The sequence below is a fragment of the Paenibacillus harenae DSM 16969 genome (genome assembly GCF_000422465.1).
GTDB lineage: Bacteria > Bacillota > Bacilli > Paenibacillales > Paenibacillaceae > Pristimantibacillus > Pristimantibacillus harenae.
On record NZ_KE383846.1, the window covers coordinates 204,714 to 219,221 of the forward strand.

A 14,508-nucleotide genomic window follows, 5' to 3' on the forward strand; every position below is an offset into this window, starting at 1 on the left:
GATTCGACTAGTTTTCTATTTTATTTTTAAGGAGATGGTCAACCATGTACGTTCGGAATAAGGTGAAAATAACCGCATGCCCGCTCGTTCTCCTCATCATCTGCAGCTTCCTCCTGCCAGGCTTCAAGTTGTTCGCGGCGGCCGGCATGTCCTGGCCTTCCAATACGGCAACCGTCTTCGCCCCGTCAAACGGCGGCGTATGGTATCCGCGCCTGCTCAAATTAAGCAATAACGATATTCTCGCTTCGTTCGATACGAATGCCGGCGGCGGCAATACGCGGGTCATGGTGTCCCGCAGCAAGGACGGCGGTCACAGTTGGTCGCCTGCGGTCACAGCAGCCTCCGATGCAAGCGGCAATGTCGGCAACGGACAAATGCTCCAGCTCCCAAGCGGAGAGATTTGGTTGTCTTACCGGCTGGTCGTTCAATCCGGAAGCACCTACGCGACCTATCTCCGAACGAAGAAAAGCACTGACAACGGCTTCACCTGGTCCGATCTGGCGGGCGGGCAGATCGGCGCAACGACCGCCAATTCGTTCAAGGGCTTATGGGAGCCGCATCTCCAAATGCTCGGAAATACCGTCGCTGTCTATTACGCGGACGACAGCCCCGCCGCCGCAGGCACGACCGGCCAGCAGAAGCTGATCATGAAGACGTGGACAGGCAGCGGCTGGTCGCCGGAAATCATCGTAAGCGACGGCGTCGCCGCAGGTTCGCGGGACGGCATGCCGGTCGTCACGCAAATGGCGAACGGCAAATTCATGCTCGTATTCGAAGCGACCGACGTTGCCGGACATCCTTTTGTCATCAAATACAAAATTTCCGACGACGGCTACAATTGGAACGTCCCGCGGCAAACGCTGTATATCCCCTCCAAGACCGGCAAGAAGGCCGGGGCGCCTTTTGTCGTTAAGCTCGGCGACGGACGGCTGCTCGCCTCCTTCCAAACCGACAATGACAGCATCAACACGGGGGACGCCTACTCCTCCATGTACACGATGATCAGCGCGGACAACGGCGTTACGTGGCAGTTCCGCTCCAATATTTTTCCGGTCAGCAATACGACTAATTCCAACTGGAATGCGCTGCTCCCGGTCGACGATACCCACGTTCTCGCGGCAACAAGCGCCAATTACCCGAGCAGCGGCGTGTTCGTGCGTTTCGGCCATGCCGTTACGCCGTCCAATACGAACCTGGTCACGAACTCCGGCTTTGAGACGGCGAACGTCAGCGGCTGGACCACTTACGGCGACGACTTCCCGGCGCGCATTCTGGTCCACGGCACGAATGACGGGGTAGGCCTGCCTGCGGCGGAGGGCAATCATTTTATCGGTCTGGCCGGTACGAGCGGACCCGCCACCGCTTATGTCGGTCAATCGCTAAGCGGGCTGGACAGCGGCACTTACACGATGCGCGCCTATATGCGAAGCAGCGGCGGGCAAAATGCCTGCGTCATGGAAGTGAAGGATTACGGCGGCGCGATGCGGCAAACGGCATGCCCGGTTACCGGAGCCTGGACGCAGGTCACGATCCCGAATATCGCCGTAACGAACGGACAGGCGACGATCGGATTCTACGCGTCGAACAGCAGCGCGAGTCAGTGGGCGGATATCGACCGGGTCGAGTTTATACGAAGCGATCAATACAACGGCGTCGTATCCGGCGGCACGTACAAGCTCATAAATACGAACAGCGGCAAAGCGCTTGAGGTCGACGCATGGGGAACCGCGAACGGCTCGAACGTGCAAATTTGGACGGAAGGCGCGAGCCAAGCCAATCAGCTGTGGCAGGTAACGCATACGGGAGGCGGCGCATATAAGCTGATTAACGCACACAGCGGCAAGTCGCTGGAAGTAAGCGGGCTCGCCACGGCGAACGGCTCGAACGTGCAAATAGGGGACTATGCCAGCCAGCATTGGCGAATCGTCGATACCGGCAGCGGCTATATGAAGCTTATCGATACGAACAGCGGCAAAGCGCTCGACGTTGCGGGTTCGGGAACAAGCGACGGCACGAACGTGCATATATGGGACGACCTCGGCAACGGCGCCCAGCGTTGGAAGCTCGTGCGGGTCAGCTGATGATCCCGGATAACGCGTTTTTAGCCTAAGCATCACATTCGCACAGACTATCGCGCTTTGAGCATAAGTGTCACATTCGCATAGACTATCGTGCTTTGAGCATAAGTGTCACGTCCGCACAGACTAACATGCTTTGAGCATAAGCATCATGTCCGACCGACTAACGCGCTTTGAGCAAAAGTGTCACGTTCGCCCGGACTAACTGGAAAAGCTCCTTCTATTTCAGCGGGAGGTAACGATATTGAATATCTAACGGGATTTTCTCCCGCTAATTCAGCCTTATTGCTTCAAAAGGGCCTGTATCCGATAAATTAGCGGGAGGATTTCCTGTAATTAGCTAGTTTAACCCCCTGAGAGTCAATTTAGCGGGAGGAATTCCGGTAAGTTAGCGTGTTATCCCCTTGAGAGTCAATTAGCGAGAGGTTTTCCAGTAAATTAACTTGTTTAGCCTCCTGAGACTCAATTAGCGGAAGAATTCCGCTTAGTCTCGCGCAAACAAACTGCCCCATCCATGCAGCGAACGGCATGAACCAGCTATCAGGCTCGTCATTGAACCCCCATGCCCCAGCAGAAACGCCTGTCGGCGTCCTTGTCATAGGACGCCAAACGTTTCGCGAAGAAATCTAAGCGCATATAAGTGTAAAACCTATAAATACTTAGAATTCAAAACAAAAAGCGGTTCCGCTGCAGCACCCTGCAGAAGAACCGCTTTCTTGTTATACGCCCAGCTTCAGCTCGCGAATCTCGGCGGTAACGCCTTCCGGAACGCGGATGCTCACCTTCACCTGCTCCGGATAAGCGACATCGAGCTTCAAGGCCTCTCCGTTCTGATCCAGCTTCCACGAGACGTCGATCCGCCCGCCGCCCGGATGAGGAACGCAGCCCTTCGCCCACTTCAAATCGCATAGCTCCGGCGCAATTTCCACCTCCGTCCAGCCTGGCGTCAAAGCCCGTACGCCAAGCAGCTCCCGACCGAGGAAATAAGCCGGCGCGGAGGACCAGGCATGGCAATGACTGCGGGTCAGCAGATCCTCGTGCGCCCGGTTTTCGGAGAAATTCGGGTACATCTCCCAGCATGTCGTCGCGCCGTTGTCGATCATGACGCTGTAGTTGCGGCGGATATCGTCAACGATCTTCTGAATGCTCCCCGTCTCCGCCAGCGCTTCGTAGAAGAAGAAGGACATAAACGGACTGCCGATTTGCACGAAATGCGCCGGCGGCTGCTCCATGTATTGTACCATCCGCTCGTGGCGCTCCCCTTCCGCGACGCCGGTCAGGCTGGCCACCACCTGCGTCTGCATGCTGAGCACCTCGGAGCGCCTGCCGCCCGGATGAATGCAGTCGATATAAGCCTGCTTCCCTTCATCCCACAAATACGCATTGATTGCGTGCGCGAGCTTCTCAGCCTCTGCATCAAACCGCTCGGCGCCGGCCGTATCCCCTGCGAGTCTACCGAGCTCGGCAGCGGTGCGGAGCGTCTTGACGAGGAACATATTCTGATGCGCCACGATGCCGTCGTTCGGCTGGTCGATCGGCGACCAATCCAGCAAATTCCACCCTCGAATGTTAAATAAACCGTCCTCATCAATTTTCTCTAAGTAGTGGTCAAGTGTAAACTTAATATGTCCGTACATTTCTTCCGCAAAAGCGCGGTCGCCGGACTGCGCATAATACTCGTGACAGGCGATTGCCCAGAAGAACGTCCAGTTCGGAATAACGCTGTTCCAACCGCTCGGCACTTGATTCACATACAGCGGCGACTGCTCCTTCGAGCCTGGCACAAGCCGCAGACAGCGCTTAACGATATCGTTCACGCCATAGAGATAGTTGCTGATCAGCGCCTCGTTGCGGCTGTCGCCAACCCAGAATGCCTGCTCGTACGCCGGGCAATCGACGAACGTATCCTCCATGCACAGCTTCGTCGTATGCTGGCTGATTTGCCAAATATCGTTAAGCAGCGGATCTGAGCATTGAAAGCGGCCGACTTCGGCGACCGGATAATTGCTCTGCAGGCAGGAGATGCCGTAGAGCTTCACCGGCCGCGCCGCATCGCGGACCGTCACCATTTGATAACGGAAGCCTCGCCGGACCTGGGACACGAACAGCTGCCGGCCCTCCCTACAAATATAACGGATCGTATTGTCAAGCCCGTACATATCCTGACGGAAGTAAGGGTTCATATATTCATAGCCGTAAAAATCAATCACGGTCCCCTCGGCCGCATCCACCTCGAACGTCAAATAACCGGAGTATTCCTTGCCGAAATCGACGATCAGCTCCGTGTCGAAGCCCTCGTAGTTCGGGATAACGGCGGCATCCGCATTCGGTATAACCATAATCTGCAGAGCTGCCGGCACCGCAAGCGCATCCTGCTCCTTCTTGTACACGCTGAGCCCGAATACATCCGCCTCGCTAACGAATTTATCCGGAACCGGTCTGATCCATTCGGCGTACCGTTTAAGATCGGATGCGTTCGCCGCCTCCTTCATCACCTCCAGATAGACCGGATGGTTCCGGCTGATCGGATATACCCTCTGATGATCGATATGGACGGCCGTCTCGAACGGGCCCAGCGAGCAGAATACGGATTGCCCCTCTTCCTGAGCGCCCAGAGGCGAGCGGAACGAGAACGGCGTCTCGCAATAAAGGCCGAGATGAATGATGCCCGGGTGCGAATTGCCGGATACGTCAAGCAGCAGGAAATGCTTGCCTGCAGCCAGCTCAAGCTCCGCATACCGCTCCGGGCCGGTACCGTTGAAAGACGTTATCTTCTCTCCGTTCAGCATGACCGCCGCCAGACCTTCGCAGAAAGGGGAACCGAGCACGACGCGTGAAGGCTGCTCAAGCACGAGCACGGTTGCGGCATACCCCGTATACTCCAATTGGTTTGCGTGATTCTCGCTTCCTTCGATCAAATGATTGCGGATATCGATGGCGGCCGACCAATGAAACGTTTTTACCCGGCTCAGCGCTTCTACACGAAGCGGATACGCCTGCTCCTCCGTCAGCAGCGGAATGTCGCGCGGCACCAGCGTCGTCCACGGGCCTTCCCCGACCGAGCCGATCACAACCGCATAAGCCCAGCCCTCATCCGGATAGCTTTGTTCCTTCCAGCCGTCATCCCAAAGCGATGCTTCGATATATTCGGAGAACGCATGCTGGCAGGACATCCGTGTCGCTCTCGAATGCTGGCTGAGGTAACGGGATGTTTTCCAGGATGTATCCGTAGCCGTGGTTTGCAGCAGCTTACCGTTATCTGCCGATATGTCCAGCTGTGCGAGCAAGCCGCCGCGGCCCCGCAAATAATAAAAAGTGGAGATGCCGAAATGCATGACAACAACGGCAATCGTATTTTGTTCACCGGGCTGAAGCAGATGTCCGACCTCATAAGTGTCATAGGATTGCTCGGCCGGCCAAGAGCGGACCGGACCTCGTCCCAGTCGCGTTCCGTTCACATAGAGCACGTATCTTGAATCGGCGGTTATGCGGAGTGAGGCTTCGCTCCAGCCTTCCTGCGGAACCGCGAAGGATTTGCGGAAGCAGTGCCACTCATTGCGCGGGCTCTCTTCTCCGCTTGTCCAAATCCATTTTCCCTGCCAATCGCCATGCATACATATATCCACTCCTCCCTATTAGTCCCCTTGATTGTACACAAGCGTCAAGAGAACGGGATGGGTTGATCGCGACAATAATATAGGTGTAAAATGACAACAAATCAGCCGTGAAAGGGATTTGCCCGATGAAGAAAAATGTGGAAGTCACGAAAGGCGAGCTGTACTTGAACAAAGAGCTTCCGATCTTTATCAACCGGGTCAGCGAAAGGTTCGAGCTGCGAGAGCATGCGCATGAATTCGTGGAAATTTGCTATGTGTGGGAAGGCGGCGGCTTTCATTATATCGGGGACAAGGTCATGCGCGTGACGAAAGGGGATTTATTTTTTATTCCGATCGGCGTTTCCCATGTCTTTCGTCCGTCATCCTCGGCGGCTAACCAGCGCCTGATCGTCGGCAACTGTATCTTTGAACGTTCCGTTCTGGAGGCCATTACGGAGTCGATGGCGGAGGCGGTCGGCTTGTACCGCTTCAAGCATATCGGTTCGGAGCGGACGGTAAGCTGGCTGAAATTCCGGGAACATACCCAAGAATTCGGCGGCTTGTTCGACCGGATGCTGCAGGAATACCAGCAGGCCAGAATCGGTTCTCAATCGATGCTGCTTGCCATGCTGCTGGAGCTGCTCATCCTGCTGGAACGCAGGCTGGATACCGGCGGCGTTCCCGTCTCCGCGGCTGCGCCGGACGATCGGATGGACACGATTCTCCATTACATTCGGACGCGGCTTCATGAGCAAGTCAAGCTAAGAGACGTATCCGCGCAGATCAAGCTGGGTGAACGCCAGCTGCAGCGCCTTATCCAAGCGGCAACAGGCTTGACGTTCACAGGTTTGCTGCACAAGGAGCGGATTGACCGAAGCTGCTCGCTGCTTAAGCACACGGTCAAAACAGCGGCGGAAATTGCCCTGCTCTCCGGCTTTCACGACATGAAGCATTTCCACCGCTTGTTCAAACGGCTGACCGGCATGACGCCGATCGCGTTCCGTAAGGAGACGGCGGCGGCCGAAACGCCAAATCCGGATTATTCCTCGTAAATCATCCTTCTCGTCATCCCGCCGTCTACCGTCACATGCGTGCCGGTTACGAAATCATTGCCCGGATCGGTCAAATAAAGGCAGGCCTTCACGATATCCCTCGGCCTGCCTACCCGCCGCTCCGGATGCTGGCTGTGGTCCTCGGGCCGCAGCTTGGCGTAATCCCCCGTCTCGATCCAACCCGGACAAATCGCGTTAACCGTAATCCGGTCGGGACCCAGCGATATCGCAAACGCATGCGTCAGCGACAGGATCCCTCCCTTCGACGCGGCATAAGCCTCCGAGTTCGGCTCCGACATCGCCGCCTGGGTCGAGGAGATGTTCACGATCGCTCCTCCGCCGTTTGCCCGCATAAGCTTTGCCGCTTCACGCGAGCAGACGAACGTGCCTCTCAGGTTCGTGTTCACAACGCTGTCCCACTCTTCGATCGAAAGGTCGAGAGGGGACTTCCATATGCCAAAGCCCGCATTATTGATCACAATATCCAGCCTTCCCAGCATCATGTCCACGTCATGGAGCAACTGTACGATTTCATCGGGCTTGCCCATGTCCGTAACAAAGGATAAGGAATCATAACCGGCTTCCTCAAGCAGCTTCCCGGTCTGCTCCAGGCCGTCCGCGTTTTTATCAGCCAGTACGGGTAACGCTCCTTGTTCCGCATATGCCAGCGCCAGCGCTCTCCCGATGCCCGCCCCCGCGCCTGTTATCAATACGATTTTACCGTTATGGTCTGCTATTGAACGAATCCCTCCAAGTTCTGTTCCTCCGCTATAGAAGTTGAACGATTGATTTACATCAGCTGTTACCGCTGCGAGAGCAAATCATGCTTACGATCGCCGTTCCAGCCAAATGGTCTGAATAGGCAAACCTTGTAAGGTAACCATCTGGACTGCAAAAAGCGAACACTTCGTTTCCTTCGGAACGATTGGCTCTCTCCGCTCCACGCTTTCGTTTCTTTCGTTCAACGCAGCCTCCCCTGCCTATTGGAATTGTGACGTCCTCGTGTCAAATTATCAGAAAATTCGATTATCAGTAAAAATGATCGCATTTGGACCTTGTTTTTTGACGGTGAAGAGCATATTATAAAAGCAAGAAGTAGTTGTGAATCATTTCACAATGTTTGCTAGTATGTGAAAACATTCACGTTGTATGGCAGGCCAGCTGCTTAAGCTAATACGGCTTCAACCCTGCCAAATCATATACAGGAGGCGTTTCAAATGACCATGAACATTATTGTCGTAGGCTGTACACATGCAGGAACCGCTGCTATTACGCAAATGGCGAAGCTGTACCCGGATGCCCGGATTACGGTGTATGAGCGGAATGATAACATTTCGTTCCTATCGTGCGGCATTGCTCTTCACGTCGGAGGCGTAGTTAAAGATGCCGGGCAGCTGTTCTATGCCACTCCGGATCAATTGGCCGGCCTCGGCGTGAAGACGAATATGAAGCATGACGTTCTGGTGGTCGATACCGATGCGAAAACGCTGCTCGTACGCAATTTGGCGACAGGCGAGAAATTTACCGATTCGTACGACAAGCTGATCATGACGACCGGCTCGTGGCCGATCATCCCGCAGATGGAAGGAATCGGGCTCGACAACATCGTCCTTTGCAAAAACTACAATCACTCGCAGGCTATCATCGAGAAAGCCAAAAAAGCCGACCGCATCGCCGTTATCGGAGCAGGCTATATCGGCATCGAGCTGGTTGAAGCCTTTGAGCAGCTCGGCAAGCAGGTAACGTTAATCGATAACATGGAGCGCATTTTATATAAGTATTTAGACCGCGAATTTACGGATTTGACCGAGCAAGCCTTGATCGACAAGGGCATTGCCATCGCAACGGGTCAGACGGTCACCTCGTTCGGCGGCAAGGACGGCCGCGTCACGACCGTGATGACGACAGCGGGCGAATATGAAGCGGATCTCGTCGTCCTGTGCATCGGCTTCCGCCCCAACACCGGGCTGCTGAGCGGACAGGTCGATATGCTTCCTAACGGCGCTATACTCGTCGATGAATATATGCGAACAAGCAAGGAGGATGTATTCGCCGCCGGCGACAGCTGCGCCGTCCGCTACAACCCGACGGGACAGCATGCATATATCCCTCTCGCGACCAATGCCGTTCGGATGGGCACGCTCGCAGCCAAGAACCTGCTTCGGCCAACCGTCAAATACTTGGGTACGCAGGGAACGTCGGGCATTAAAATTTACGATTATAATATTGCTTCGACCGGCATGACCGAAACGGCTGCTCTTGCTGCAGGGATGAATGTGAAAAATGTCACAATCATAGATAATTACCGCCCTGAATTTATGCCGACCTACGAGCAGGTTACGTTAAAAGTGGTATACGAGACTGACAGCCGCCGGATCATAGGAGCTCAGGTGCTCTCGAAGGCCGACCTGACGCAATCGATCAACACCCTTTCGGTTTGCATCCAGAACCGCATGACGATGGAAGAGCTCAGCTACGTCGACTTCTTCTTCCAGCCGCATTACAACAAGCCGTGGAATTTGCTTAACCAAGCCGGCCTGCAGGCGATTTAACCCCTGCGACGACCCGGCCTCTCTGCTTCGTTCAATAATGATTTGTCAATCTATCCGTTAACATATAAAATAAATGGATGATCAGCAGAGCGGAGTGAAATAATGAAGATCGATCTTTCCGAATCCTATTTACCCGTTTACGAAGCGCTGGCAAGCGATGTCAGGCTCAGAATCATCCATCTGCTTGCCCAGCGGGATATGAATATAAAAGACCTTGCAACGGCGTTAGAGCTAAGCAGTCCCATCATGACCATGCATGTGAAGAAGCTGGAGAAAGCCGGGTTGATCAGCTCCGAGATGGTGTCAGGCAGCGGAGGCACGAAGAAGATGTGCCGTCTCGTTACCGACCGCCTTGAAATCGACTTTCCTTCCCGCAATCGTCCGGCTCTCCGCACCTATCACGAGTCGGTCGTTCCCGTCGGCCATTATACCGACTTCGAGGTTGAGCCGACCTGCGGTTTAGCGACGACGGCGAAGGTGATCGGCATGTTCGACGAGCCCCGTTTCTTTCTCGACGCAGAGCGGATTAACGCCAAGATCCTATGGTTCAGCAGAGGTTTTATCGAATACAAAATCGCAAGCTTCCTGCTCAAAAGCGAAAAGCCGACCGCGCTCGAAATTTCATTCGAGATTTCGTCTGAAGCGCCTTTCACCAATGAAAATTGGCCGTCCGATATTACTTTTTATTTAAATGACATCAAGATCGGATTATGGACCAGCCCCGGCGACTTTGGCGGCAAACGCGGCAAGTTCACACCCGACTGGTGGTGGGACGAAATTAACCAATACGGACTGCTGAAGGTGATCAAAATCACGCCCGTCGGCACGTTCATCGACGGCCGGAAAATTTCCGGCGTTACGCTCGATCAGGTCGGAATCCTGAACAAGCAGTTGAAATTCCGGATAGCCGTAGAACCCGAGGCCGAGCATGTAGGCGGCGTTACGTTATTCGGTGCCGGCTTCGGCAATTATAATCAGGATATTGTCTTCAAGCTCTATTATGAGCGGAACGAGTAAGAGCAGACGATCTACGCCTGCTCCTTTTTATTAGATGTTGCAACACTTCAAACGCTTGCCGGCTTCAATCAAACGACGTCGTAGCCCTGATCTTCAATCGCCGCTTTGACCGCGTCAAGCGAAACCTTTGTTTCATCGTAATCGACAGTAACCTTCTTGCTTGCCAGATCAACCTTGCCGCTTGCGCCTGCGTTCTTCACCGCTTTCTCCACCGAGCTTACGCAATGGCCGCATGTCATTCCTTCTACCTTCAATACGGTGTTTGCCATTAGATTATCCCCTCTCGCCTTATTTCATTAATTTGTTAACCGTCGTAAGCAGCTCATCGATAACTTCGCTCTCGCCGGCCTGAATTCGTTCGATTACGCAGCTCTTCATATGACCTTCCAGAAGGAGCTTGCCGACGCCGTTCAAAGCGGATTGCACGGCGGCAATCTGGTTCAATACATCATCGCAGTACGTATCCCTCTCAATCATTGCCTTTACGCCTCTGATTTGCCCTTCAATCCGATTGAGCCGCTTCGTCAGGTTATCCTTCATCTGGTCGGTGTGATGGCTGCTGCGGGGCGCGCTTTCCCCGCAGCCATCCGAATGGGCTTGCGAATTCGGATGCCCGCAATCCTTATTGCTTTGATTCATGCTATATACCTCCATGGGGTATTTGCTTCTGGAATTACCCTAACATACCCCATGGGGGTATGTAAAGCCCTCTTTTTTAAATTTGCTAGAGGTTCATTCGCAAGCGCTTTTAATGAGGAAAGCAATATGCTACTATCCAAGTAGTCAAGTGAAAATTTAACCAATACATAATAGGTGGTATGTCACATATGGATTATTATGCGCATGTCAAATGGTTCACAGACGTTGTAGCGGAGAAAGAATCGATTGCCGCCGTGCTATCGCCTTTTTTCATGACGCTGGCCATATTCGCCGCCGTTCTTCTAGCCGTTCTGACACAGCTGCTCCCGTCGCTCTCGAAGTCGAAGCTGTCCGCGCGGATCGATACCGGGCTGGAGAAGCTTAGAAAGTATTCCCCTCCCATTCTGAAGTACGGCACCGCTGCGGCGCTTCTCATTCAAGCCCTGACGGGAACGCTGTTCGCGCCCGAATTCGAATTAACGGGCGGATGGCAAACGATTCTGATGTGGACTGCGATGATTCTGCTGCTGATCCCTCATCATTACGCTACCAAAGCAGGTGCGCTTGCCATGCTCGTCTTGTTTGTTCATGCAGGCATGCTGGCCGGACTGTTCCATATGCTCGACTACGGCTTTTATCTCGCCATCATCGGCGTACTGCTCCTCGAGAGGACGAAGGAATCGAAATGGGGCTTCCCGCTTCTCTACTTAGGCACCGGTCTTTCGCTTTGCTGGGTCGCGGTTGAGAAATGGATTTATCCGAGCATGGCCGAGGACATTATCGCGAATCATAACGTCCCTACCTTTGGCTTCCCGCCGGAGCTGTTCATCGTCATGACCGGCTTTATCGAATTCGTCGTCGGTTATTTGCTTGTCGTCGGTATCTTGAACCGCCTGCTGTCCGTCGTCCTGACGCTCATTTTCATCTCCACGACGATGCTGTTCGGCTGGACGGAGCTGGTCGGGCATTTCATGATCCACATCGTGCTGATCCTGTTCATCATCGAAGGCGTCAGCTTTTATAAGCCGCCCGTCACCATGCACCGTACGGCCATAGACCAGATGGTTTTCGTATCGCTCAACTTTATTTTCGTATTATCGACGTTCCTGCTTATTTATTACCGGTTCGCTTAATCAATCCCGCGCAGCCCGGTCCGGTATGCATCTAAACCTGGAGAGGATGAATCGAGATGGAAACGGTCATTAATTTCGCTCACCGCGGCGCAAGCGGCTATTGTCCCGAGAATACGATCGCGGCTTTCAAGAAAGCGCTGGAGCTCGGCGCCACCGGCATCGAGACGGATGTTCAACTTACGCGGGACGGTCAGATCGTCGTCATACACGATGAGTCGCTGGCGCGAACGGCCGGTATAGGCAAGCTCGTCAAGGATATCGAGTACGCAGAGCTGAAGTCGCTTGACGCCGGCAGCTGGTTCTCGCCTGAATACCATGCGGAACGGGTTCCCAGCCTTACTCAACTTCTGGAGCTCCTCGAGAATACGGATACCGTCCTGAATATCGAGCTCAAAAACGGGTTCGTGCAGTATCCCGGACTCGAGCGGAAGGTAATCGAGCTCGTACGTTCGTACCGCATGACGGAACGCGTCATCCTGTCGAGCTTTAATCATTATTCGCTCGCGCTCTGCAAGGAGCTGGCGCCGGAGATCCGCACCGGCATTTTATATATGGAAGGGCTGTACCGCCCTTGGGACTATGCGCTGACGCTGCAAGCGGACGCGCTTCACGCATTCAAATACGCGGTTACGCCGGAATGGACCGCCGAGGCGGCCGCCCGGGGCATCGCCTATCATCCGTTCACCGTCAATGAAACAGAAGAGATGGAGCGGCTTATCGACGCCGGCGCAGCCGGCATCATTACCGATTACCCGGACCGGCTGGCCGAGGTTATCGCAAGGAGAAGGGCGGTAGCCGAATGAAGAAAACATGGCTGCTCGGCTTCGGCTTCTTCAGCATCAGCATTACATGGGCGCTGTATAACGCATTCGTTCCGTTCTTTCTTGAGAAGTTTCTGACGAGCACCGCGCTGATCGGTTTTATGATGACGATCGACAATTATTTCGCCCTGTTTCTGCAGCCTTGGATCGGCAGCCGAAGCGACCGCACGAACACCCGCTTCGGCAAAAGAATGCCTTACCTGCTCATCGGCATGCCGCTCGCCGCCGTGTTCGGATCTTTAATTCCATGGCATACCGGTCTGCTTACGCTCGTTCTGTTCATGGTTCTCATGAATTTATCCATGAGCTTATACCGCTCTCCTACCGTTGCTCTTATGCCGGATATTACGCGGGACAACAAGCGGACGCAGGCGAACGGCATCATTAATTTCATGGGCGGGATCGGCTCCATTATCGCTTTTGCGGGGGGAGCTTACCTGTACGAACGGCATTCCTCCCTCCCTTTCCTGTCCTCTTCCGTTCTCACTTTAATCTGCTTAGGAATCCTTCTCTATACGATAAAAGAAAAAAGGGACGCCATTGCGTACGTGCCGGCCGAGCGGCAGACAGCCGCCTCGTTCCGCGGCGAATGGAATCGTCCGACCGTCTTCCTGCTTGGCGCGATTTTCTTCTGGTTCCTATCATACCAAGGTGTTGAGGCTTTCTTTACGCTGTACGGCAAAAATCATTTGCAGCTGACGGAGGGCCAAGCCTCGTTCTCGCTCGCTTTCTTCTCCCTGGCATTCGTGCTTGGCGCCATACCGAGCGGCCTGCTCGGCAACCGGTACGGCAAGAAGCTGATTATCGCCATCGGCGTCGCGGGGCTGATCGCAACCTTCGCCGTCATTTCCTTTGTTGACGCGCTGCTGCCGCTCCGCATCCTGCTTATTGTCGGCGGGTTGTTCTGGGCAATGATCAATATCAATTCCTATCCGTTCATCGTCGCGCTCGGCAAGGAGCAGAGCATCGGAACGCGAACGGGCATATATTATTTAATCTCCTCCCTCGCCGCGATTACTTCGCCGCCGCTTATGGGCGGATTAATCGATCTGTTCGGCTATTCGGTTCTGTTCTATTTCGCAGCCGGCGGCATGGTCATCGCGCTATTGTTCCTTCTTGGCGTGCGTGACAGCGGCATATCGGGAGCCGTACCGGCGCAAGACGCTTCCCGTCCCGTCTAGTCGGAGCCGGCGGGCCAAACCGTTTTGGGAGGGATATCATGCATGATATGGGCCAGGTTTCATTCCGGGCGGGAGAGATCGGCAGAAACCTTTAACGGCTAACCTGATCGGAAAGGTCTGACCAAGTCCGACTAAGAGTGCAATGAAAAAAATACCTGCTCCATTATCGATGATGTAGTTGTCCTTGAAATTACACTACCTGCATCAGCAAAAATACGATTGAATTTGCGTGCCAGGTGTACGGTAACAATACATGTACTTTACGTAACGATAATTAACGGTTGCCACAGCGCTTATTCGTAAAAAAAAGCGTCCTTCGAGATTCTAACGGTTGCCACAGCGGCTATTGACGCTAAAACCTACAGGATCCAACGATAATCGTGATATAACAGCGCTCACAACCGTTAGAAACTGTAACGGCATTTTATGACCTAAATAA

The 14,508-nt window shown here is 54.0% G+C and carries 12 protein-coding genes; 7 read left to right on the forward strand and 5 right to left on the reverse strand.

What is annotated here, in order from left to right:
• The first annotated feature begins 44 nt into the window (after nt 1-44).
• On the forward strand, nt 45-2,081 hold the full coding sequence (locus H581_RS0131405; protein ID WP_036720711.1) for an RICIN domain-containing protein: 2,037 nt from the start codon (nt 45-47) through the stop codon (nt 2,079-2,081).
• Nucleotides 2,082-2,797: 716 nt separating this feature from the next.
• Here the strand turns inward: H581_RS0131405 and H581_RS0131410 are convergent.
• Complete coding sequence (locus H581_RS0131410; RefSeq protein ID WP_029192708.1) at nt 2,798-5,692, reverse strand: family 78 glycoside hydrolase catalytic domain; 2,895 nt, start codon at nt 5,690-5,692, stop codon at nt 2,798-2,800.
• A gap of 128 nt (nt 5,693-5,820) precedes the next feature.
• On the opposite strand from H581_RS0131410, the gene H581_RS0131415 reads away from it, so the two are divergent.
• The gene (locus tag H581_RS0131415) at nt 5,821-6,726 is read left to right on the forward strand and encodes an AraC family transcriptional regulator (RefSeq protein WP_029192709.1); all 906 of its coding nucleotides are present in this window, start codon (nt 5,821-5,823) and stop codon (nt 6,724-6,726) included.
• On the opposite strand, the gene H581_RS0131420 is transcribed toward H581_RS0131415, so the two are convergent.
• On the reverse strand, nt 6,714-7,436 hold the full coding sequence (locus tag H581_RS0131420) for an SDR family NAD(P)-dependent oxidoreductase (protein ID WP_245600214.1): 723 nt from the start codon (nt 7,434-7,436) through the stop codon (nt 6,714-6,716). The genes H581_RS0131415 and H581_RS0131420 overlap by 13 nt on opposite strands.
• 117 nt (nt 7,437-7,553) lie before the next feature.
• Nucleotides 7,554-7,691 carry a hypothetical protein gene (locus H581_RS38185; RefSeq protein ID WP_156889742.1) on the reverse strand — a complete coding sequence of 46 codons (138 nt, stop codon included), beginning with the start codon at nt 7,689-7,691 and terminating at the stop codon, nt 7,554-7,556.
• Between the two features lie 258 nt (nt 7,692-7,949).
• Between H581_RS38185 and H581_RS0131430 the strand changes: the two genes are divergently transcribed.
• On the forward strand, nt 7,950-9,278 hold the full coding sequence (locus tag H581_RS0131430) for an FAD-dependent oxidoreductase (RefSeq protein WP_029192711.1): 1,329 nt from the start codon (nt 7,950-7,952) through the stop codon (nt 9,276-9,278).
• A gap of 102 nt (nt 9,279-9,380) precedes the next feature.
• Nucleotides 9,381-10,295 (forward strand): ArsR/SmtB family transcription factor, encoded by a 915-nt coding sequence (locus H581_RS36045; protein ID WP_036720717.1) that lies wholly within the window; start codon nt 9,381-9,383, stop codon nt 10,293-10,295.
• 68 nt (nt 10,296-10,363) lie between these two features.
• Here H581_RS36045 and H581_RS0131440 read toward each other — a convergent pair whose 3' ends face one another.
• Together H581_RS0131440 and H581_RS0131445 are read right to left on the reverse strand one after the other, a co-directional pair.
• Complete coding sequence (locus H581_RS0131440) at nt 10,364-10,564, reverse strand: cation transporter (protein WP_029192712.1); 201 nt, start codon at nt 10,562-10,564, stop codon at nt 10,364-10,366.
• 19 nt (nt 10,565-10,583) lie between these two features.
• A complete protein-coding gene (locus tag H581_RS0131445) occupies nt 10,584-10,934 on the reverse strand; it encodes a metal-sensitive transcriptional regulator (protein ID WP_281169593.1) in 351 nt (116 codons plus the stop codon).
• Between the two features lie 188 nt (nt 10,935-11,122).
• Here H581_RS0131445 and H581_RS0131450 point away from each other — a divergent pair, with 188 nt between their 5' ends.
• The 3 genes from H581_RS0131450 to H581_RS0131460 are packed head-to-tail and all read left to right on the forward strand — an operon-like array spanning nt 11,123 to nt 14,069.
• Nucleotides 11,123-12,067 carry a DoxX family membrane protein gene (locus H581_RS0131450; RefSeq protein WP_245600215.1) on the forward strand — a complete coding sequence of 315 codons (945 nt, stop codon included), beginning with the start codon at nt 11,123-11,125 and terminating at the stop codon, nt 12,065-12,067.
• Nucleotides 12,068-12,123: 56 nt separating this feature from the next.
• On the forward strand, nt 12,124-12,870 hold the full coding sequence (locus tag H581_RS0131455; RefSeq protein WP_029192715.1) for a glycerophosphodiester phosphodiesterase: 747 nt from the start codon (nt 12,124-12,126) through the stop codon (nt 12,868-12,870).
• A complete protein-coding gene (locus tag H581_RS0131460) occupies nt 12,867-14,069 on the forward strand; it encodes an SLC45 family MFS transporter (RefSeq protein WP_029192716.1) in 1,203 nt (400 codons plus the stop codon). The genes H581_RS0131455 and H581_RS0131460 overlap by 4 nt, the downstream gene beginning before the upstream one ends.
• The last annotated feature ends 439 nt before the right edge of the window (nt 14,070-14,508 follow it).

Bases quoted from the DNA above. Each gene is read 5' to 3' on its own strand.
- H581_RS0131410 (WP_029192708.1), bottom strand. From the start codon at position 5,692: ATGCATGGCGATTGGCAGGGAAAATGGATTTGGACAAGCGGAGAAGAG.
- H581_RS0131415 (WP_029192709.1), top strand. From the start codon at position 5,821: ATGAAGAAAAATGTGGAAGTCACGAAAGGCGAGCTGTACTTGAACAAA.
- H581_RS0131450 (WP_245600215.1), top strand. From the start codon at position 11,123: ATGGATTATTATGCGCATGTCAAATGGTTCACAGACGTTGTAGCGGAG.
- H581_RS0131430 (WP_029192711.1), top strand. From the start codon at position 7,950: ATGAACATTATTGTCGTAGGCTGTACACATGCAGGAACCGCTGCTATT.
- H581_RS0131460 (WP_029192716.1), top strand. From the start codon at position 12,867: ATGAAGAAAACATGGCTGCTCGGCTTCGGCTTCTTCAGCATCAGCATT.
- H581_RS0131455 (WP_029192715.1), top strand. From the start codon at position 12,124: ATGGAAACGGTCATTAATTTCGCTCACCGCGGCGCAAGCGGCTATTGT.
- H581_RS0131440 (WP_029192712.1), bottom strand. From the start codon at position 10,564: ATGGCAAACACCGTATTGAAGGTAGAAGGAATGACATGCGGCCATTGC.
- H581_RS0131405 (WP_036720711.1), top strand. From the start codon at position 45: ATGTACGTTCGGAATAAGGTGAAAATAACCGCATGCCCGCTCGTTCTC.
- H581_RS36045 (WP_036720717.1), top strand. From the start codon at position 9,381: ATGAAGATCGATCTTTCCGAATCCTATTTACCCGTTTACGAAGCGCTG.
- H581_RS0131445 (WP_281169593.1), bottom strand. From the start codon at position 10,934: ATGAATCAAAGCAATAAGGATTGCGGGCATCCGAATTCGCAAGCCCAT.